The sequence below is a fragment of the Nodularia sp. UHCC 0506 genome, assembly GCF_034931045.1.
Taxonomy (GTDB): Bacteria; Cyanobacteriota; Cyanobacteriia; order Cyanobacteriales; family Nostocaceae; genus Nodularia.
In genome coordinates this window covers 22,375-42,753 of the sequence record NZ_JAYGHH010000027.1, presented here as the reverse complement: position 1 = coordinate 42,753, position 20,379 = coordinate 22,375, and the positions used below count along the sequence as shown (strand labels likewise).

Annotated in this window: 19 protein-coding genes and 1 tRNA gene; 14 read left to right on the top strand and 6 right to left on the bottom strand. The window is 37.9% G+C overall.

Features of this window, described 5'->3' with window-relative positions; genetic code table 11:
* Nucleotides 1–43 precede the first annotated feature (43 nt).
* The 3 genes from VB654_RS15440 to VB654_RS15430 all read left to right on the top strand — a co-directional run bounded on the left by VB654_RS15440 (nt 44) and on the right by VB654_RS15430 (nt 1,825).
* Complete coding sequence (locus VB654_RS15440) at nt 44–961, top strand: class I SAM-dependent methyltransferase (protein WP_323214665.1); 918 nt, start codon at nt 44–46, stop codon at nt 959–961.
* On the top strand, nt 958–1,710 hold the full coding sequence (locus VB654_RS15435) for an HAD family phosphatase (protein ID WP_323214664.1): 753 nt from the start codon (nt 958–960) through the stop codon (nt 1,708–1,710). The genes VB654_RS15440 and VB654_RS15435 overlap by 4 nt, the downstream gene beginning before the upstream one ends.
* Before the next feature lie 42 nt (nt 1,711–1,752).
* Nucleotides 1,753–1,825, top strand: a tRNA-Ala gene (locus VB654_RS15430).
* A 7-nt stretch (nt 1,826–1,832) separates the two neighbouring features.
* Here the strand turns inward: VB654_RS15430 and VB654_RS15425 are convergent.
* The 3 genes from VB654_RS15425 to VB654_RS15415 form a co-directional block, all read right to left on the bottom strand.
* Nucleotides 1,833–2,060, bottom strand: coding sequence for a type II toxin-antitoxin system PemK/MazF family toxin (locus VB654_RS15425; protein ID WP_323214689.1), 228 nt, complete (start codon nt 2,058–2,060; stop codon nt 1,833–1,835).
* 119 nt (nt 2,061–2,179) lie between these two features.
* Nucleotides 2,180–2,488, bottom strand: coding sequence for a hypothetical protein (locus tag VB654_RS15420; RefSeq protein ID WP_323214663.1), 309 nt, complete (start codon nt 2,486–2,488; stop codon nt 2,180–2,182).
* A 16-nt stretch (nt 2,489–2,504) separates the two neighbouring features.
* On the bottom strand, nt 2,505–2,639 hold the full coding sequence (locus VB654_RS15415) for a hypothetical protein (protein ID WP_323214662.1): 135 nt from the start codon (nt 2,637–2,639) through the stop codon (nt 2,505–2,507).
* Between the two features lie 238 nt (nt 2,640–2,877).
* Here VB654_RS15415 and VB654_RS15410 point away from each other — a divergent pair, with 238 nt between their 5' ends.
* On the top strand, nt 2,878–4,620 hold the full coding sequence (locus VB654_RS15410; RefSeq protein ID WP_323214661.1) for a DGQHR domain-containing protein: 1,743 nt from the start codon (nt 2,878–2,880) through the stop codon (nt 4,618–4,620).
* Between the two features lie 242 nt (nt 4,621–4,862).
* On the opposite strand, the gene VB654_RS15405 is transcribed toward VB654_RS15410, so the two are convergent.
* Nucleotides 4,863–5,924, bottom strand: coding sequence for an ATP-binding protein (locus VB654_RS15405; RefSeq protein ID WP_323214660.1), 1,062 nt, complete (start codon nt 5,922–5,924; stop codon nt 4,863–4,865).
* A 188-nt stretch (nt 5,925–6,112) separates the two neighbouring features.
* On the opposite strand from VB654_RS15405, the gene VB654_RS15400 reads away from it, so the two are divergent.
* The 4 genes from VB654_RS15400 (at nt 6,113) to VB654_RS15385 (ending at nt 8,830) form a co-directional block, all read left to right on the top strand.
* Nucleotides 6,113–6,424, top strand: coding sequence for a hypothetical protein (locus VB654_RS15400; protein WP_323214659.1), 312 nt, complete (start codon nt 6,113–6,115; stop codon nt 6,422–6,424).
* A gap of 712 nt (nt 6,425–7,136) precedes the next feature.
* Nucleotides 7,137–7,382, top strand: a complete 246-nt coding sequence (locus VB654_RS15395; RefSeq protein WP_323214658.1) for a hypothetical protein — start codon at nt 7,137–7,139, stop codon at nt 7,380–7,382.
* A gap of 11 nt (nt 7,383–7,393) precedes the next feature.
* Nucleotides 7,394–8,377, top strand: coding sequence for a hypothetical protein (locus VB654_RS15390; RefSeq protein WP_323214657.1), 984 nt, complete (start codon nt 7,394–7,396; stop codon nt 8,375–8,377).
* 108 nt (nt 8,378–8,485) lie between these two features.
* Nucleotides 8,486–8,830, top strand: a complete 345-nt coding sequence (locus VB654_RS15385; RefSeq protein WP_323214656.1) for a cupin domain-containing protein — start codon at nt 8,486–8,488, stop codon at nt 8,828–8,830.
* A 19-nt stretch (nt 8,831–8,849) separates the two neighbouring features.
* On the opposite strand, the gene VB654_RS15380 is transcribed toward VB654_RS15385, so the two are convergent.
* Together VB654_RS15380 and VB654_RS15375 are read right to left on the bottom strand one after the other, a co-directional pair.
* Entirely contained in the window at nt 8,850–10,013 is a 1,164-nt protein-coding gene (locus VB654_RS15380) for a helix-turn-helix domain-containing protein (RefSeq protein WP_323214655.1), read from the bottom strand.
* 436 nt (nt 10,014–10,449) lie between these two features.
* Entirely contained in the window at nt 10,450–10,869 is a 420-nt protein-coding gene (locus tag VB654_RS15375) for a hypothetical protein (RefSeq protein WP_323214654.1), read from the bottom strand.
* Nucleotides 10,870–11,328: 459 nt separating this feature from the next.
* On the opposite strand from VB654_RS15375, the gene VB654_RS15370 reads away from it, so the two are divergent.
* The 6 genes from VB654_RS15370 (at nt 11,329) to VB654_RS15345 (ending at nt 20,312) form a co-directional block, all read left to right on the top strand.
* A complete protein-coding gene (locus VB654_RS15370) occupies nt 11,329–12,309 on the top strand; it encodes an AraC family transcriptional regulator (protein WP_323214653.1) in 981 nt (326 codons plus the stop codon).
* A 175-nt stretch (nt 12,310–12,484) separates the two neighbouring features.
* Nucleotides 12,485–15,052 carry a TonB-dependent siderophore receptor gene (locus VB654_RS15365; protein WP_323214652.1) on the top strand — a complete coding sequence of 856 codons (2,568 nt, stop codon included), beginning with the start codon at nt 12,485–12,487 and terminating at the stop codon, nt 15,050–15,052.
* Between the two features lie 31 nt (nt 15,053–15,083).
* A complete protein-coding gene (locus VB654_RS15360) occupies nt 15,084–16,085 on the top strand; it encodes an iron-siderophore ABC transporter substrate-binding protein (RefSeq protein WP_323214651.1) in 1,002 nt (333 codons plus the stop codon).
* A gap of 71 nt (nt 16,086–16,156) precedes the next feature.
* Nucleotides 16,157–16,549 (top strand): DUF1636 domain-containing protein, encoded by a 393-nt coding sequence (locus tag VB654_RS15355; protein ID WP_323214650.1) that lies wholly within the window; start codon nt 16,157–16,159, stop codon nt 16,547–16,549.
* A gap of 377 nt (nt 16,550–16,926) precedes the next feature.
* Complete coding sequence (locus VB654_RS15350) at nt 16,927–18,792, top strand: ABC transporter ATP-binding protein (protein ID WP_323214649.1); 1,866 nt, start codon at nt 16,927–16,929, stop codon at nt 18,790–18,792.
* Nucleotides 18,789–20,312 (top strand): AbgT family transporter, encoded by a 1,524-nt coding sequence (locus VB654_RS15345; RefSeq protein WP_323214648.1) that lies wholly within the window; start codon nt 18,789–18,791, stop codon nt 20,310–20,312. Before VB654_RS15350 ends, VB654_RS15345 begins: the two co-directional genes overlap by 4 nt.
* Nucleotides 20,313–20,379 lie beyond the last annotated feature (67 nt).

The window sequence follows — 20,379 nt, the reverse complement described above, 5'->3', positions numbered from 1 at the left end:
TTTGTGAAGCAGTAAACTAACTGATTAAATCTGGTAAAATCCTATGGCTACCCGTCAAGATACCTTATGGGAAAAGTTTCTCTCCCCTGTAGTGCGGGCGTTCATTGATGAAAAGGCTTTGCAGCGTTACTCTGATAGTATTGACTGGGAGCAAGAGAGCGATCGCCTGCGACAATCTGATGTCATCATGCCGTTATACTACAGCCAGCAAAACTTTCATGGCATTGAAGGCGGATATCTCAATTCCAGTGCAGCTGTTTCCTACGATCCCATTACTCAATACGTTTTACCGCCTAACGAAACTGTAGTACGTCAAGCCTTAATAGATGCGATTAAAGTACAACCGCGACGGATACTTGATTTAGGCTGTGGTACAGGTTCTACAACTTTAAAGTTAAAACAGGCTTTTCCTCAAGCTGAAGTTATCGGTTTAGATTTATCTCCTTATATGCTGGTGAGGGCAGAAGATAAAGCCAGAAATGCTGATTTAGATATAAACTGGCAACATGGGAATGCCGAAACCACCAATTTCCCAGAGGCGCACTTTGACTTAGTAACAGCGTCTTTGTTATTTCATGAAACACCCAGTGTAGTATGTCAAGCCATACTGCGGGAAAGCTTCCGGTTATTGGTAACTGGTGGGCAAGTTTTAATCCTTGATGGTAATCAGAATACTCTACGTCAGTTACATTGGTTAAATGATGTTTTTGAAGAGCCATATATTCGGGAATATGCGGCTGATAACTTAGACGCACGTATGGGCGCAGCTGGGTTTGAAGCGGTGCGAACTCAAGATGTGTGGTGGATAAATCAGGTAACAAGCGGGATTAAACCGATTCCTGTAGCGGATGCAAATATCCAAAATCCAGCCCGTGATTACATCCCCACACCAACAGACACCACAATGGATAATAATGATTTGGAGGACTTTGGATCTCCAGTGTTTGGCATAACAACATGAGTTTAAAGGCAATTTTGTTTGATTTTAATGGTGTGATCATTAATGATGAGCGCATTCATTTACAACTGATAGATGAGATTCTGATTTCGGAAAATCTGCAACCTCAAAAGGTGAGTGAGCGTCAAGCTTGTCTGGGACGGAGCGATCGCGCTTGCTTACAAGAGTTGCTTAAAAGTCGTGGTAGAGTAGATAATGAAGAATATATTACTAAACTACTGCACCGGAAAGCTCAAGCTTATGTGCAGGAACTAGATAAAATTGAAAAACTGCCATTGTATCCAGGTGTAGAAGACTTAATCTATCAGTTGCGATCGCGCAAAATTGCCCCAGATCATCCCCAAACTGTGAAACTCGGCTTAGTTAGTGGTGCAATTCGCCCAGAAATCGAACTGGTACTAGAACGCGCCAAACTGACAGAATATTTTTCCGTAATTGTCGCCGGGGATGACATTAGCACCAGTAAACCGGAACCAGAGGGTTATTTGCTGGCTGTAGAACGTCTGAATCAAGCGTATCCTGATTTGGCTCTACAACCCCAAGAATGTCTAGCAATTGAAGATACTCCAGCCGGTATTGCCGCAGCGAAACAAGCACAAATGCAGGTAGTTGGTGTAGCGAATACTTACCCATTTCATATGCTTCAGCGTTGCTGTAACTGGACTGTAGATTATTTGATTGAGTTAGAACTAGAACGAATACAGGAAGTTTATTTACAAAAACAGATGAAACTTACTGCACCTGAGTGTTAAGATATGATATGTGTGTCAGAGTTGTTAACTCTGCATTCACTAGGGGAATTAGCTCAGTTGGTAGAGTGCTGCGATCGCACCGCAGAGGTCAGGGGTTCGAGTCTCCTATTCTCCACTTATTTTCATATCTGAAAAATTTGAATTAACCGCGTGTTTAACTCTTCTAATTGCTTGATTCCTAAATTACCAATACGCCGGGTAATCAAATTGCGATCTATGGTGACAATGCGGGATACAATCACCTTAGAACTAAGTTTTAAACCTGTGTTAGCAAACTCCGGATCTGAATCACTAATTAAAAATTCTTCCGGCTGTAAATTTATTAAATTTTGAGAAGAAATAAAACAAATTATAATATTATTACTGCCTGTAGAACTAACTCAGAGGACAACAGCCGGACGTAACTTAGTTTGACTGAAATCAGTAAATGGAAAAGGTGCTAATATCACATCTCCTTTTTTAAGAGACATTAAACAGGTTCTCCATCTTCACAGGTATAAATATCTGGTTTATTTGCCAAAAAATCAAAACAGCCTCCACTTTCAGCCAGTTTCACTAATTCTTGATTTGAGGGTTCAGAACTTTCAAACAATAGCTCTTGTGCTAAAATTTGGCGTTCCTCTGGAGAAAGAGCGCGAATAACTTGGATAAGAGTATTTATCAATTTTATATTAACAGTTTGGGTTTCAAGTGTTTCCCTTTGATTCATCCTTATAGCTCCTGAGTTTGACAAATAGCTGATTATTATATAATAGCTTTTTCCTTGTTGATTATGCACTAATTCAGCAGGTAAGCTAGGAAAGGGAAATTAGGTCATAGGGAATAACTTCTTCACCCTCATTGAAAGCAACCTGAGATTGTCTTAAAAATGTTTCAGTTTCACCCAGTGAGGACATTTTTAATAACTGTTGAATTTGTCCAGCAGTCATGATTCCATTGATTTAGATGAATTACCTCAGTTTGTGGGAATTCAGCAAATTTAGGTGAGCGCATGAGTAAATTACCAATTGCCAATTATCAGACAATGGAAAAACTATTTATGGCTACTATTTCTGAATGTTCACATATCCTCTCTACTGTACAATTTGTTTAACCTGGTATAAAAAGTTATTTTTATGATAATATGTTTTTAGTTATTAAGTAAACATATACATTCCGATAGTTACAATGGCAAATAAACAGGAGCAAGAGGGAGCAGAACTATTTAATAAAATAGGTTTAAACTGCTTCTATGATTTCCCTCAAGTTAAATTAAATGATATTACTTCGGGATGCAAAAATGAAGAACATTTAGAATTTGATTATCTGATTCCAGAAAATAATATTTGTTTAATAGGCGAAATTACAGAAAGAAATGATGATAGCGATATCAGAAAAAAGTATGATAAGTTTGTAAAATACATAAACATGATCAAGCAAATATATGTAGCTGGAGATATTGAATTATGGCATAAATTAGGAATCCCTGAAGAAAGTTTGATACATTTTAAAAATGTAAATTCTGTTCAAGGTTTTTTTATTACTACGGAGAAGGAAAGGTTTAATATCAATTTTTCAAATGTAGAAGATGTAGCTATATTCTATAAGTCCGATTTTCTGAGAATTAAAGATTATGCTGAAAGGATTGGAAAATGGAATAAATTTTATTTTTTAAATAATTTTAGTGTTGAATATCCCACAAATAGTGGTTTAACAATTTACGAGAAAGATAATCGTTTAATTAAAAATACATACGCGAAAATCAGCAGCGAAGATACTCCTTTCTCTGAGTTGTATACCTTTACTATATCCCCTTATAAGTTACTAGATATTGCTCATGTTTATAGAAGTGATGAATTTCCTTCATTGCAGAATTCAAATTTTAACTATCAAAGACCTTTGGATAGTAATAAATTAAAGGAAATAAGAACAAAATTATTAACTAATCCAAATTTTTTATTTCCATCTAATATTTTAGTAATACTTTCTCAAAAATGTGAATACAAACAGGATGTAGAAGGAAATTGTTATTTATATATACCTAAAAAATACGGTTCCATTTCTGTTATTGACGGTCAACATAGATTATTTTCCTATGCTGATGAGAAAGTTCAATCTATTATGAGGGATGATTGTCAAATCATTGTAACTGCTGTTAAGTGCAAAAGTAAAAACTTGGAAATTATTAATAACTTTAGTGCTAAGATATTTATAGAAATTAATATAAATCAAACAAAAGTAGAAATTTCTCACCTGGATAAAATCGCTTATGAGTTAGGAAGTGAAGATCCGAAAGTTTTAGCAACTAAGATTTTAATTACTTTAAATAATCGTCCAAAATTCAAATATTTTTTTGAAATTAGTTCAGATGTAAGTCATAGAGGTATCGTAGAAGCAGGAACAATTATTGATGCAATTAAAAAAATTACTAATCTTAATAAAATTAAACAATTGGAAAATCCCCGCAGTGAAAAAAATAAGTCTAAAAAAGTAGGTTTTGAAAATCTATTTGAAGCGACAGTAACAGAGCTATCCGACAAAGACACCCTAGTTGGTAAGAGTACCATTCTTCTTGAACACTATTTCAGTATCATTATTTTTTCAACTTTTAAACAAGATAAACCTACAGGTAAAAATCAACCAAGTAAAAATCAACCAAAAACTTCTTTCTTGTTATCAAAATTTTGGGGTGGTTGGGTTAACTTATTGGATATATTCTTACAAGAAGGTTTAGATTGGAATTCAGTTAACAATGAAATTAAGAATATCAAAAGTAATATCATGCAATTACGTAAGATGGAAAATTATAATGATATTCTTTTTAAACCAGATGAACCTGTAATACCAGATTCAAGTCATTCACCAACAAAAGTTTGTAAATTCTTAAATCAAAATCGTCAGCAACCTGTTTCTATTCAAAATATTAGTTGATATAGCAATCCTAAATGATACATGAGAGTTATATAAGCCAATCGGGTTTACGGGGAAGTCAAAAGTTTATTTTCCTAGCTTTGCTTTAGTTGTGACAATTGATTTAGCAATAATTTTAATTAACTGTTCACACTCATCTAAAAATATTTTTAACTTGTTTTTCAGTCATCATTTCGCGAGGCTCAGATCCCCGACTTCTTCAAGAAGTCGGGGATCTATATTTGTGTTCGAGAGGGATTTCTTTATTTATTCTGATGCGGAATCTTCACCGTAAAAGTTGTTCCCACACCTACAGCACTTTTCATCGTAATTTCACCTTGATGTCGTTCCACACACTTTTTCACAACAGGTAAACCCAAACCAATACCAACAATATTTTCCACATTTTGACATCGATATAAAAGCTCATAAATTTTTGGTTGTTCCTCTGGCGGAATACCTATACCTTCATCTATTACCTGAAAAACTATATATTCAGCTTCAGAATTTAAAATTAAATATATATGACCACCAGCAAATGAATATTTAATGGCATTCAATAATAAATTACTCAAAATAGAGTATAACAGCTTTTCATCTATATTGGCACGAAAACAATGCCCATAATTCCTGAATTCTATAACATGGGATGTTGTGCCAAAAAGCTGTAAATCTTCTACCAAATTCAAACAAAAATTTTCTACATTAATTAATTGAGGTGTGTAATCTAGTTTATCGGCTTCAGCCCTAGTTAAAGTTAATATATCCGTTAATAAATGATTCATTAATTTAGCTGAAGACTGAATCCGGTAGAGATTTTTTACCTGCTGCTCATCTACCACCTCCTTCAGAGTTTCACTTAACAACTGCGACGACAGCAAAATAATACTCAAAGGTGTGCGAAATTCATGAGAAATCATCGCAAACAAGCGAACTTTTAACTCACTGAATTCTTTTTGTTGAGCCAGAGAAACTTCTAAAGACTCAATTTGATCGCGTTTTACCCATTGACGGTTTAGGATAACACATAAACTAGAAATAACGGCAAGACTTAAAATTGTCCCCAGGATTTCGATCCAGATTCTGAAATTAATACTATCATTGGATTGATCTAGTGTTGCTCTGAGATAACTTTGTTCTTCTGCTTTAATCTCTGCTATCACTGGACGCATTTCTTCTCTAAGTTTAACGCTGCGTTCAGTAATATCATTCTGAGTTTGTAATGCAGTTTGATCTGTGTGATAAAGTTTTATAGATTCTTCTAAAAGAGCTAATCTTTGATTTACTAATAAATTCAACTGTGAAAATCGCTGTCGCTGACTCACACTAGGATGTATCTGTTCCTCATTGTTTGAGTTTGTAGTTCATAATATGTAAAAACTGTTACCTAATTTTTCTACACAAATTCTACACAAATTCTGCACAGTGATTACATATATAGGTTTTATAATTTGATTCGCACACAGAAAGGTTAGGTAAAACCTTAATCACTGAACTAAGAGACGAATTGTGGATGAAATGGCAAAATTCATATCATGGTTGGTTAATTGAAGTTATACCATTGCCCGAAGGTTACGCATTTAAATGTTGGATGCCGGATGAGCAAATCGGAATTAGCAATAACCAAGTTTATCCTGAATTATATCAAGCTATTAGGGCAGCAAGGAAAAGGGTAAAGCTAGAATCTGCAAGTTTGGCATTGATCTGTTTTTTAGATAAATGTTATCAAAACTGCCATCTTAGTCATCAAGAACATATAGCTTTGGTAAATTCAATTTATGAATTGACTACTTCAGTTAATAAATTTAACAATCAAGACTTTTAAATTCAGCAGATGCATAACCATTTTTTTTGTTTCGATAAAAACGCCAATCTTCAAGGGACAAGCTTCAGTAATTATATAAACTGTTTGAAGTTTCACTGGCTTTATCCCATAAATTTAGATCGCGGTAGTGGCAGATAATCTTTTTCGTCTCGTTAATTAGTATTTGATTCAGTTTTATTTTGGATAATAAGACACTTTGCACAAGGTATAAATCTTGACGGCAGGGTGTCTTTTTAAAGTATATTAAAATCCTAAAATCTTTCGCAAGGTAGATTCTAAAAATATTATTATCAGGATATTACAACCTTAGATAAACGTTGTAAACAAACAAAAAAAGCCTCTATATTCTTGAATACAGCTTCATCAGATTGCCTTTTCCTGCTATTGTGAGACGGTTTTTGATGATATTTGCTGACAATTACAAACACTGTTTACCTTAAGAGCAATCTAAACACTCTTGCCAGTTTGGCAGAAATTTTTGGTAAATATATCTAATTTCTAGATTTAATCCCCCAGAGGTAGAGAAGCAATAGACACTTGAATGGTGATAATTAACTATATGTATCTCCAGCAGAGAGGCTGTTAGTTGCTCGCCAGTGACTTTCAGATAGAATCACTGACTTGAATAAAACTTACAATGGAACATACACGGATATCATTTCATTTGCTTGAATAGCTATATTAATAGGAATCAAATTCACTATTTTGGATTATGCCTAGTAAGTTCATTGATGTTAAAGAGTATACTGTCCGGGCGCATAAAAGACAGATTCATACTCGTGTTTTCCATTTTGTCTGTAAGCAATGCGACCAAACGACACAAAGAGAAACTTTCGGACCTCGCCCATTATATTGCGAGCAATGCCGACCACCGCAAGCACCAAAAAAATCTCATCAGTCATCTCAAAAAGCAAAACCTAGAGCCATGACTTACAAAAGTGATATCGATTTAGGATGATTCAAAACTGTATGAATAATCTCTCACCATTAGAACCACCTGAAGCTTTTCTTTCTCCACTGTTAGAATTACGAGACTACTATGCTCGCTTGGTAGAAGAGTATGAAAGCTTATACACACAGGCGCGATCGCAGCTCAATCATGTAGATGCTTTGTTGTCTAATAGCTCTTCTACTTCAAACGCGATCGCTCATCTAGAAACCGTTCAGATGCGTCATCAGCTCTTTGCACCGGCGGAAAAAGACTCATTTTCATCACCTGACCAAACTGTTAACTCTATTCAGTCTGAATTACAAGATTCAGCAAACGGGAAAATAGATACTTCTGACCAGAGAACTACAGAGATTCCAGAGTCTCTAGAGAGTCAAGATAAATCAGTCAAAGTACCAGACATTCCCATGCTACCTGAGTATCAATCTCTAACTCGGATGGAAGCCATCAAGAGTCTGCTGCATGAACATCTTGGCACAGTTTGTCATATAGATTTTATTGTGCGATCGCTTTATGGCGAGTTAGAGCCACCTATCTTCAAAGTCGTTAAAGGTAGAGTCCAATCCTCGCTGACACAGGGTAGAGAAAGAAAGGCTTGGTCGGCGATTCCTGACGAACCTGGTTGTTACACTCTGAACTTAAGTTTAGTCAACTCCAACAAGACTAAAATTTACTCTCAAACTGCCAAGTACAACAGGAATAAACCTTCCCCAACCGTGAATTCCAACGTTGTCCCCATGCTGGCAGAATTTGAGAATCAATTTTTGATAGATGCTCTTTCTGATTTCTTAGAAAAACATTCAGGGAGAGTGTTCAGTGTAGCCCAAATCATCACCGGTCTTTATGGTGAACTAGATGAGCAGCAAGTACGAGAAGTCAAAACCAAAGTGCTGAACGAACTATCGCGAGGCTATCGCACCGGGCGATTTTCTAGAGTACCTGAAAAAATTGGCTACTACACTTGGGACTCAAAGTTGATGTTAGAAGTCAGCCGAGGGAGATAAGAGGGATGAGGGAGAAAATAGTTGATTTTTTCCCTACTCCCAGTAGATGATATTTAAATATTTTAATTCTAGTATTTAATCATCTCACTGCAATCAAGGAATAATTCCATGGCCGCAACCATCATGTCTTTGAATACTAACGCAATTCGTTGGGCGGATATGATTGAATATCCTCAAACTGGAGTTAAGAGCAAAATTCTGCTGGAAGATGGAAACTGCCGATATACACTGATGTCATTGGCGGCGGGAATGCACATCGCCGAACATAGTTCTCCTTGCAATGCCACTGTAAATGTAATTGAAGGGCAGGGTATATTGACCCTGGAAGGAAAAGAGCTAGTCTTAGAATCGGGAGTCTTTATTTTTCTCCCTGCTAACGCACGCCACGCCATAAAAACAGTGAAAAACCTGGCCTTTTTATTAACGCTTTCTGAAGCGAACAGCAAACCCTAATTATTTTGTATTGGTATTATTAGTCTTTCAAAATAATATATTTTTTGGAGTCAAAACTAATTAAACCTTCTTGTTGTAATTTTCCCATTAATCTGGTAATTGTCACTCTGGTAGTACAGCAAGCACTAGCAATATCTTCATGAGTAAAGCGAACACTTAAGCGAGTGCCTTCTGCTACTGGCTCGCCAATTTGCTGTTTTAAAAGTTGTAATAGATGGTAAAGTCTTTCTTCCACCCGACGCTTACCAGCAATTACTAAAAAACATTCTGTTTGTTGTAAGCGTTGATTGATTTTGGGTAACAAAATATGGCTCAGAATTGGGTTGACGGCGATTTCTGCTACGTAAATTGAGACTAACTCCACATCTGACAAGGCTGTGGCTTGATAAATGGGTAAAGAAGTCATATTAGAGCCAAAAATCATATCTTGTGCAGCTAATCCTATTAATATTTCTTCGCCGGTTTCACAAAAAGTATTCAGCTTCACTAAGCCCTGGCGAACATACCAAACGACTAAAGGATTGAGGGGAATAGTTTCTCCTTTAGTATGTTGATGTATAGGCCGATCCTGAATTAGATCACTGTTATTGTCGATTAGTTCTGTTTTCTGTTTCTGACGTTGATTGATATTACGTAACAACCAACGCAGAGAATTGGCGTTACCTTGTTGATTACGTACTACAGCCACTGTTAAAGCTGCGTCAAAATACTCGCCGTGATTTTGTTGTAGACGCACTACTAACTCTCTAACTCTGTCTGACTGACATAGCTGGCCAAGTTCACTGCGAAACAACTGTCTTTCTTCGAGGTGGACAAAGTTAACTATGGGTTTGCCTATGAGTAATTGCCTGGAAACATTGAGCAATTTTGCTGCGGCTAGATTAGCTTCTTGGATGATTCCTTCGCCATTAGTGACCAAATAGCCGTCTGGTGCAAACTCGAATAAATCCTGGTAGCGTTGGCGTTCAGTTTCTAGCAAGTTGCGTGTTTGAATCAGTTCTTCATTTTGCTGATAAAGTTCCTCTGCCGCTAATTGCACCATTTTGGAAGTACTATAGAGTTCCTTAAAAGCTTGGGGCAGCAATTCTGGCGGAATCCAAGGTAAGACGCTAGCAGTTTGGTACAAATCTGCTAAACGGCTGTGTAGTGCTTCTGTGCTTTGAATGAATTGTTCTATGTTCACCTTAAATTCCCGCTACTTGCTTGCAGAGGTTGAGCAAAAAAGTCCCCTAAATCAATACTGGGATTAATTGAGCCACTTTTAAAGATGCCCAATAAGGTTTTTGAATGGTGTACCATCAAAAGTGTAAATTTTGGGTTGAATAAATCAGAAAATTTGGGGATGACAGATAACTGTTCCCTGTTCCCTATCCTTACAAATAACTTTTATGCCTAACGGCAAGCTACGCAACTCTACATATATTCTAGTGTTCTACTGATTATTAAATCTACCATAAAATACTTAGATGCAAACTTGAGTAACTAAAATTTTGCAATTACAGCTAAATTCTTAACTGCTTGTAGATGGCAGATCGAGAATTGTATAGCATCGATTGTTCATCTTGATTTACATAACTTTAACTTCTTAAAAATTTACATTTTGGCATTAAAACTTACTTCTACCTTTGGTGAGACAATTTGGCAGACTGAGCTAAATAGGAACGTAAAAGTCTTCGACCTAAAAGATGTCCGATTTCCGACCAAATCCATGAAGCCGCTAATATTGTACTTAGTAAAGATATCAAATAAGCAGGCAGAGTCGGTAAACCAAAAATTTCTAACAAGGAGGCAAAGGCAATACAAACACCAATGGCAGTTCCGATAAAAGGAATTAAAAGTTGTAATTTGGCCCACCGGGGTAAGGTGCTAGAAGAATGATTTTTCATCCAATCTTGCACTCGTTTTTGCAGTGTAATCGCAAATGGTAATCCACAAAGAAGGCTAATTAACAGTCCAATTGAAAGTAAGAAGTATGGTGGCTGAGGAAATTTGAATAATACGAAGTCTTGGAATTGCTGTAGATTTTTAGACCAGTCCATAATAAATATGCTCCCGGTTTTGAATGCAATTGCTTTGTATCGAATATTTGTGATGATTATTGCCTTCATTTATGACGGTAGCGGCTATTTTTATCTCTAACGTCCACCGTAAGAATCAGTTGACTATGAGCGTAGGTATAGGATTAAGTTTAAGTTTTATCGTGCGATGGAATACATTGTATCGCCCATAAATGGAATTTATCTCGATTAGTTGTGAGGTGATATGATTTCGACCCTACCCCCTACGATGTACACACAAGTAATTTAAAGAGTATCCGACGCACCGACGACGGCTGTTAAAACTGCGACTTTCCTTGAGCATCACAACAATGAATTAGTATAAATCTCAGTATTTTAGTGATAAATGTGGTTTAATAGTTGCAAGTAATTCTTATTAAAATCTCCAATTGCTGACAATTAAGCATACGCGTTGCAAGGTTGCCGGTAGCAAATGACCCTATGACTCTCAACCTCTCCCAATCGGCTTACCATGAACTCATCTATGAAAGTGAGCAGAATCAACCCACACCTGATACATCTGATGGATTTGATGTCACTTATCAGTATCCTGTGAGACTTGGTAACGGTTACACTCAGTATATCGATTTACGAGCAGGATTAGATTTACATATTGCCAACTATCAGTTGTATGAAGAGTTAATTACAAAATCCTCTGATCGAGAACATCAGATTGAGTATACTTTTGAGCTTTCAGGTGTGAAGGCTGGAAGCTATGGCTTTTTTGGTAGCGGTTTAGCACCAGGGGAAAATTTAGAATATTCACCGCTTCAACCAGTCACCTGGGTGAGTGTTCATGTAGAACCTGAGTTATTTTGCCAGTGGTTTGGCAATATGGGAGAACTACCAGCAAATTTGCAACCATTAATCCGTAAATCAGACCAAAAATACTATGAACGTCACGGTAAGACTACCCCGGCAATGCAAATGGCACTACAACAACTGTTAGGCTGTCCGTATCAGGGAAACACAAAGCGGGTGTATCTGGAAAGCAAAGTTTGGGAATTGATGGCGCTTCAGGTTGATCAATTCCTGGAAATTCAGACGGTGGAGACAACCAGCAAAAGTTTAAATGCAGAAGACATTGAGCGCATTCATTACGCCAGTGAAATTTTATTGACGCGGTTGGATCAGCCACCTTCGTTGATGGAGTTGGCGCGGATGGTGGGAATTAATGATAATAAGTTGAAAGTGGGATTTAAGCAGGTGTTTGAAACTACAGTGTTTGGCTATCTGCATGATTGTCGCATGGAGCGATCGCGCCAAATGTTAGCAGCCGGTAGACTCACGGTAACTGAAGCCGCAAAAGCCGTAGGATTTGCCAATCGAGGTTATTTTGCCGCCTCATTCCGGCGTAAATTTGGCGTAAATCCGGGAATTTATCTCAATGACAAACGACAAAAATTAAAAAACTCCGTCTAGCGATCGCAAAAACTCCGTCTAGCGATCGCAGTATTAACCCATACATCAGAATTTTCCTGTAATCTTTTTGATAGTAATTATTAATTTAACCTATTAGTGGCTAATGGTAATGAAAGTATTTCTTAATCCTTAGCTCCTAATTCCCTAGTCCGTGATTTATGTGGTGAAGAGAGTGATGTTAAATCAAGTGCAAAAACTAGCTTGGATGACAGGTTTGGCTTTCGTGTGGGTGAGTTTACCTGCTTTAGCTGAAGACAACCAAAAACCAATAGGTAAAACTTCTGAATTAAGTAGCATAGAACAGTTAAATATTCAGCCGTTACTGGCTCAGTCTCTGATTCAGGTAACAGGTGTCAAGTTACAAGCAACAGACACAGGCATAGATGTAATTTTAGTAAATAATCAATCAGATAAACTGCAACTAACCAATCAGAGTCAAGGGAATAGTTATATTGTTGACATTCCTAATGCTCAATTAAGCTTACCTAATGGTGATGTTGTCAGTCAAGAAAAACCCACGGCGGGAATTAATGAAATTACAGTTACTAACCTGGATGCAAACACCATTCGGCTGACGGTGACAGGTGAAGCTAGTGCGCCACAAGTTGAGTTATTTGATAGTGACGAAGGTTTGATTTTTGGTGTTATTTCCACCGTGTCTACTACTCAAACACCACAGACACCACAAACACCAGCAGAAGAACAAACCAGCACTGAAACTCCAGAACCGATTGAATTATTAGTCACAGGTCAGCAAGATAGATACCGTGTACCCAATGCTTCCACTGGAACTAGAACTGATACTCTGATCCGAGACATTCCTCAGACTATTCAAGTAATTCCTGAACAAGTGATTAGAGATCAAAGAGTGACTCGTTTAAGAGATGCACTGCTGAATGTTGGAGGTGTACTTCAAGATGGTGGGTTTGCTGGTACCGCAGACCAAATTGGTATTAGGGGATTTTTTGGTGGCGGTACTTTTGGTGGTGGTATTTTAGTTGATGGTTTCAAAGATGGACGAGGTGGTATTAGAGAAACCGCCAACGTCGAACGGATAGAAGTTCTCAAAGGTCCAGCTTCAGTTTTATATGGTGGCGTTGAGCCTGGAGGAGTAATTAATTTAATTACAAAGCAGCCTCTGAGAGATCCCTACTATAATGCTGAATTGTCAGTGGGTCGTTTTTCGACATTTCGCCCTAGTATTGACATCTCAGGTCCACTAAATTCTGATAAAACTCTGCTATATAGGCTTAACTCTGTTTACGAAACTTCAAACGGTTTCCGTGATTTTAATCAAGATGTTCAAAGATTCTTTATTTCACCTACTTTAAAATGGGAAATTGGCAAAGCAACCAACTTAACATTTCAATTCGACTATCTCAACGATGAGCGTCCATTTGACCGGGGATTTTTAGCCTTTGGAGAGGGTATCATTGACACTCCTCTAGAGCGTTTTTTTGGTGAACCAGATGATTTCAGAAAAGTTGAAGAAATAGGCTTGAGCTATCGTTTAGAGCATAATTTTAACGATAATTGGAAAATACGCAATGCCTTTCGATATCAAAGTTCAGATGCTTTTGATTATCGTGCTGAACCTGTGAGATTAGATGAAACAACAGGCATTCTTACACGGAACTTTAGATCCAATGATGACTATAGCGAAACTTATACTTTACAAACTGATTTAGTTGGTAAGTTTACTACAGGTTCAATTAATCATACTCTTTTGTTTGGTGTTGACTTAGCTAGAGCTACATCAGGGGGAACTCAGAAGCGATTACCTGGAGGAATTACACCAAGTATTAATGTATTCAATCCAATTTACAACGTCATACCCAGACCTGGTTTAGAAGAATTAACCAACGTTGTGCGTAATAACCAGAATAGCAACGATGGTTTAGGAATTTTCTTGCAAGACCAAATAGCGTTTGCAGATAATTTCAAATTGCTTGTGGGTGGAAGGTTGGATATTGTCGATCAAAACAGTAAGAATTTACGGAATGATTCTGAATCTAATCGCTACGATTCTGCTTTCACTCCCAGATTCGGTATTGTTTATCAACCTATTCAACCTATTTCTCTTTATGCTAGTTACAGCCAATCATTTCAACCAAACTTTGGTACAAGAGTAGATGGTTCATTTCTAGAACCTGAACGGGGAACTCAATACGAAGTAGGAGTAAAAGGTGAATTTTTGGATGGCAGATTAGCGGCTACTTTAGCAGCTTATCACATTACAAAATCAAACATTGCTGCCACTGATCTTGCTAATCCAGACTTTCTCCTTCCTGTAGGTGAACAACGCAACCAGGGTATTGAACTCAATGTAGCGGGAGAAATTAGTCCTGGTTGGAATGTGATCGCATCTTATTCCTATATTGATGCCGAGATTACCAAAGATAATGACGGTTTGCAGGGAAATCGTCCAGCGAATGTCCCATTTAATACGGCCAGTTTGTGGACAACTTACGAATTACAACAAGGTGATTTGCAAGGGTTAGGTTTAGGGTTAGGTTTGTTTTATGTAGGCGATCGCCAAGGTGACTCCAGCAATACCTATATCATCCCCAGTTATCTGAGAACAGACGCAGCAATCTACTATCAACGTGATAATTGGCGTGCGGGTGTTAATATCCAAAATCTGTTTAATCAAAAGTATTTTCTCGGAGCAAATTTTGGGAGAGTAGCCATAGAACCGGGCGCACCATTAACGGTTATTGGTAGTTTTTCTGTGACATTTTAAACAACTCAGGTTTGGGGTAGAAGTAACCATCATGAATGACAGTTATATCAAATTCAAACGCTTAACTCGCTGCTGGCGATTGGTGTTCACAATATTGTTTACTCTCATCGTAACTGTAGCTTGTCATCGTGGTGGTTCTCTACCTGTGAATGAACAGATAACAAACACAGCTTGTCGTGATGTTGAACACGCTGCGGGTATCACCTGTGTTCCCGAAAAGTTTGAGCGACTGGTGACTTTAGATGATGCTGAAAATGCGATCGCATTAGGGGTTAAACCTATTGGTGCTGTGTTCTCAGATTTTTCATCATATTGGCAAGATCAGCTAACAGGAGTCAAAAACATCGGTAAAATTGGCGAACCTAACTTAGAAAGTATTCTCGTACTCAAACCAGATTTAATTGTGGGTTCTGGATATCACAAAGATATTTATCCTATTACTTCAAAAATTGCTCCCACAGTTTTATTAACATATCAACACAGTGGTCAATGGAAAGAGGTATTTACAAATATTAGTGTGGCGTTAGGTAAGAAAGAAGTTGGGCAACAAGTAATGGAAGATTATTACCAACGTCTCAAAGAATTTAAGCAGCAAATGGGTAATGATTTATCAAAATTTAAAGTTTCTGTGGTGCGCGTCTATCCAGATAAAATAAACCTTTATCTACTTGATTCCTTCTGCGGAATAGTTTTACAAGATGCGGGATTGTCTCGTCCAGAATCCCAAAATTACACTGCATCAGAGGCAGAAAAATTATTTGGTAATCCGATTCAAGTGTCTATAGGTAATGAATTAATCGAAAAAGCCGATGGTGATGTGATATTTATTTGGACATACGAAAATAACGCCAAAGGCAATCAAACTGCTAAAAAGAAATTAGAGGAATTACAAGCAAATCCTCTGTGGAAAAATTTAAAAGCTGTACAAGCAAATAAAGTTTATGTAGTTCCAGATTACTGGATTGGTAGTGGTATGTTAGCTGCTAACGCAATTATTGATGATTTATTTAAATATCTGATTAATCAATCATAAGATTGATGAAAGCTTTATTTATGTTAATTTAGGGTTAAATATTTTGTTTATTTATTTTTTATCAAGTCGCCATGACAATTCATACTTTATTTGTTTGTAAATCTTGCAGTACCGTTCTCTCTCACGAAGAAGCAGACGAACGCGCCGAAGGAAATCAACTATTGGTCAAGTTGCTGGAAGTGCAAAAAAACGATTCAGTTTACAGCACTATTAATATTCAGGCTGTGGGATGTTTATGGACTTGCGTTAAAAAATATTCTTGTGCTGCGACGTTGGTTTGTCCGCAAAAATATACATACCATTTTGTTGATTTAACAGAGGATTGTATAACTGATTTGTTGGAGTTCAGCCAGCTTTATCAAGCGAGTCAAGATGGATATGTTTTACCCCCCAAGCTACCTGGAACTTTGAAATCGCATCTTTTAGTACGAGTCCCTCCTACACCTATGGCGTTGCTTCAGTAATACCTTTGAAGATATTCGTAACCTCTACCGATTGTCACAAAGATTTCCGTAGGGTGTATTTAGAGAACTCCACAAAAAAGTTGACCTAAATTTCTGCAACTAAAATGACCTTTCCTCCCCCTGCTCCCCGCTCCCTGCCCCCCTGCTCTCAAAACGACGGGATATTTTTTTATTTGGAAGTCTCTTATGGATGTTAGTTCTAATGCACTGAGAATCTAGGATGGTGCGTTGCGCTACGTGACAACAAACCCGACGAAAAAGGATCAGGAAACTGACTGCACTAACTTGATTTGGTGAAATTGGGATAAGATTGGGTACAAAATCTCAGTTTAGTAAAATCCAAATAATTTGCTGTAAATATTCATTACCTGATTCCTATGAGTGAAACTGTCCTAGAGGTTCGTAATCTACAAGTTGAATTTTCCAGTGATGGTAGCAGTGTCAAAGCTGTTGATGATATATCCTTTGAGATTAATCGCGGTGAAACTCTAGGAATAGTCGGGGAATCGGGTAGTGGTAAATCGGTGACAGCATTGGCTGTGATGGGTTTGTTGCAAAGTCCCGGTAAGATTGGCGGTGGTGAGGTTTGCTTTCGTTCCCAGCCTGATGCTAAACCCATTAATTTGGTGGAGTTACCCCCACAACAAATGCAGCTTCACCGAGGCGGCGATATCGCCATGATTTTTCAAGAACCGATGAGTTCGCTAAATCCGGTTTTTACTATTGGGTTTCAGATGGCTGAAGCGATTCAGCAGCATCAGAATGTTTCGGAAACTGAAGCCAAACGCATTGCGATCGCGCTCTTGCAAGAAGTTAAACTTTTACCTAGTGATGAGATTATACAACAGCAGTGTCTGGAAACTTCAGGTCAAGCAGATGGATTAAAGTTGGCTAAATTAGTCAAGCAGCAAAAAGCAGCTATCCTCGAACGTTACCCGCATCAACTTTCTGGAGGTCAGCTACAACGGGTGATGATTGCAATGGCTATTTCTTGTAATCCTTTACTATTGATTGCTGATGAACCAACTACGGCTTTAGATGTGACTGTGCAAGCAACTATTCTAGAGTTGTTGGCAGAATTGCAGCAAAGCCGTGATATGGCGATGATTTTTATTACCCACGACTTGGGACTGATTTCAGAAATTGCTGACCAAGTAGCGGTAATGTACAAAGGTCAAATTGTCGAATACGGTGCAGCCGAACAAATTTTTCATAGTCCTCAACATCCTTATACTAAGGGTTTAATAGCTTGTCGCCCTACACTCAACCGCCGTCCTCATAAACTGCTGACCGTTTCTGACTATATGAGTGTGGAAGAAACGCCAAATGGTAAAGAAATAATTCAAGCGAAAGAACCCCAACGTCCTCCAGAAATCAGCATTGAGGAGATATCTCAAAGGTGGGACAACCTCAATAATAAATCACCTTTATTAGAAATCCGCGACCTCCAGGTGGGTTTTCCGGTGCGGGGCGTATTTGGGATCACAAAACGCTACAATATGGCGGTTAATCATGTTTCTTTTGATGTCAAGCCAGGGGAAACACTGGGTTTGGTGGGAGAATCTGGTTGTGGTAAAACTACCCTGGGTAGAAGTTTACTACGTTTAATTGAACCGATGGGTGGGGAAATTATTTTTCAGGGTCAAAATATTACTACTCTCAAAGGCGAAGCGTTGCAGAAGTTGCGGCGAGAAATGCAAATTGTTTTTCAAAATCCTTTTAGTTCTCTAGACCCCCGAATGAAAATTGGGGATGCGGTGATGGAACCGTTGTTAATTCACTCTGTGGGGAAAACCAAGAAACAACGCCGAGAACGTGTAGTTGAACTTTTAGAACGGGTGGGTTTAAATGCAGATGCAATGTCCCGCTATCCTCATCAGTTTTCTGGTGGTCAACGCCAACGGGTTTGTATTGCGCGGACTTTGGCTTTAAATCCCAAGTTTATTATCTGCGATGAGTCGGTTTCGGCGTTGGATGTGTCTGTACAGGCGCAGGTGTTAAATCTGCTGAAGGAATTGCAAGAGGAATTTCAACTGACTTATATTTTTATTTCTCATGATTTAAGTGTAGTTAAATTTATGAGCGATCGCATTTTAGTCATGAATCGTGGTCAAATTGTAGAACAAGGAACAGCCGAAAGTATTTACCTAGAACCCAAGGAAGAATATACCCAAAAATTAATTGCTTCCATTCCTACTGGTAGTGCTGAACGGGTACGCGCTAGACAATTACGGACACCATGAATCCTCAGAAAAATCTCAAATTTGCTTGGTTGGGAAAAGTTTTAACCTTCATTGAATTTGTGGGAAACAAACTCCCCGACCCACTGACAATATTTTTTCTATTATCTTTAATGGTAATTGCAGTTAGTGCGATCGCATCTGCGGCAAATCTATCTGTAGTCCATCCTGGAAACGGTGAAACTATCGTTGCGGTTTCTTTACTCACCCCTGAAGGTATCCGCCGCATTTTTACTTCTGCTGTCAAAAATTTTACTGATTTTCCCCCTTTGGGTGCTGTGTTGGTGGCTATGTTAGGCGTAGGTGTTGCCGAATACACTGGTTTGCTTTCAGCATTATTACGAAAAATAGTATTAATTGCCCCTAGTAAATTTATCTGTCCCGTGGTTGTATTTGCCGGGATTATGGCTAATCTTGCTGCGGATGCGGGTTATGTAGTACTTGTACCCCTGGGTGCAATTATCTTTTTAGCCTTTCGACGGCATCCTTTAGCTGGTTTAGCTGCGGCTTTTGCGGGTGTATCTGGTGGTTTTAGTGCAAATTTACTGATTAGTTCCCTTGACCCGTTGCTGGCTGGATTAACCCAAAGTGCGGCTGAATTAATTAATCCTAATTATGCAGTGAATGCCACGGCTAATTATTATTTTATGGCAGTTTCCACATTTTTAATTACTCTCATTGGTTGGTTTGTCACAGAAAAAATTGTTGAACCAAGATTGGGTAATTATGTCGGAGAAGTAGATTTTCAAATGTCACAACTTAGCGCATCTGAAAATAAAGGTTTACGACGGGCTGGTTATGTTTTATTAGCATTTATCGTTTTTTTGCTGGTGATGGTTTTACCACCACAAGGAATTTTACGACATCCAGAAAATTTTACAATTATCCCGTCACCTTTTCTTGATAGTATTGTATTTATTATTGCCTTAGCTTTTCTGATTCCAGGCATTTTTTATGGCAAAGTCGCCGGCACTATTCAAAATGACAAAGATGTAGCTCAAGCTTTGAGTCATTCCATGAGTGCTATGGGATATTATATTGTTTTAGCGTTCATTGCGGCTCAATTTATTGCCTATTTTAGCTGGAGTAATTTAGGCGCGATTATGTCGATCAATGGGGCGGATTTTCTCAAGTCTACAGGTATTACAGGCGCACCATTATTAATATTATTTATTTTAGTTAGTATGTTGCTGAATTTATTTGTGGGTTCAGCTTCGGCAAAGTGGGCTATTATGGCTCCTGTGTTTGTACCAATGTTTATGTTAATGGGTTATTCTCCAGAGTTAACCCAAGCTGCATATCGCATTGGTGATTCTACAACTAATATTATTACGCCGTTGATGCCTTATTTTCCTTTGGTGGTGGCTTTTGGGCAGAAATATGATCAGAATTTAGGCATGGGGACGTTGATAGCTATGATGTTACCTTATGCGATCGCCTTTTTGTTGGGGTGGTCTATGCTGTTAATTATCTGGTTTGTTTTGGGTTTACCTCTTGGCCCTGGGGCTTTGATGAGGATTTAACAGTTATCAGTTATCAGCCATAATTGGGTTGAAATCCCTTACTATATCGGCGTGATAACTGTTCATT

Coding starts and splice junctions, on each gene's coding strand:
- VB654_RS15350 (WP_323214649.1), top strand. CDS start 16,927: ATGAGTGAAACTGTCCTAGAGGTTCGTAATCTACAAGTTGAATTTTCC.
- VB654_RS15390 (WP_323214657.1), top strand. CDS start 7,394: ATGAATAATCTCTCACCATTAGAACCACCTGAAGCTTTTCTTTCTCCA.
- VB654_RS15345 (WP_323214648.1), top strand. CDS start 18,789: ATGAATCCTCAGAAAAATCTCAAATTTGCTTGGTTGGGAAAAGTTTTA.
- VB654_RS15365 (WP_323214652.1), top strand. CDS start 12,485: ATGTTAAATCAAGTGCAAAAACTAGCTTGGATGACAGGTTTGGCTTTC.
- VB654_RS15355 (WP_323214650.1), top strand. CDS start 16,157: ATGACAATTCATACTTTATTTGTTTGTAAATCTTGCAGTACCGTTCTC.
- VB654_RS15410 (WP_323214661.1), top strand. CDS start 2,878: ATGGCAAATAAACAGGAGCAAGAGGGAGCAGAACTATTTAATAAAATA.
- VB654_RS15395 (WP_323214658.1), top strand. CDS start 7,137: ATGCCTAGTAAGTTCATTGATGTTAAAGAGTATACTGTCCGGGCGCAT.
- VB654_RS15360 (WP_323214651.1), top strand. CDS start 15,084: ATGAATGACAGTTATATCAAATTCAAACGCTTAACTCGCTGCTGGCGA.
- VB654_RS15440 (WP_323214665.1), top strand. CDS start 44: ATGGCTACCCGTCAAGATACCTTATGGGAAAAGTTTCTCTCCCCTGTA.
- VB654_RS15375 (WP_323214654.1), bottom strand. CDS start 10,869: ATGGACTGGTCTAAAAATCTACAGCAATTCCAAGACTTCGTATTATTC.
- VB654_RS15435 (WP_323214664.1), top strand. CDS start 958: ATGAGTTTAAAGGCAATTTTGTTTGATTTTAATGGTGTGATCATTAAT.
- VB654_RS15385 (WP_323214656.1), top strand. CDS start 8,486: ATGGCCGCAACCATCATGTCTTTGAATACTAACGCAATTCGTTGGGCG.
- VB654_RS15400 (WP_323214659.1), top strand. CDS start 6,113: ATGAAATGGCAAAATTCATATCATGGTTGGTTAATTGAAGTTATACCA.
- VB654_RS15415 (WP_323214662.1), bottom strand. CDS start 2,639: ATGACTGCTGGACAAATTCAACAGTTATTAAAAATGTCCTCACTGGGT.
- VB654_RS15370 (WP_323214653.1), top strand. CDS start 11,329: ATGACTCTCAACCTCTCCCAATCGGCTTACCATGAACTCATCTATGAA.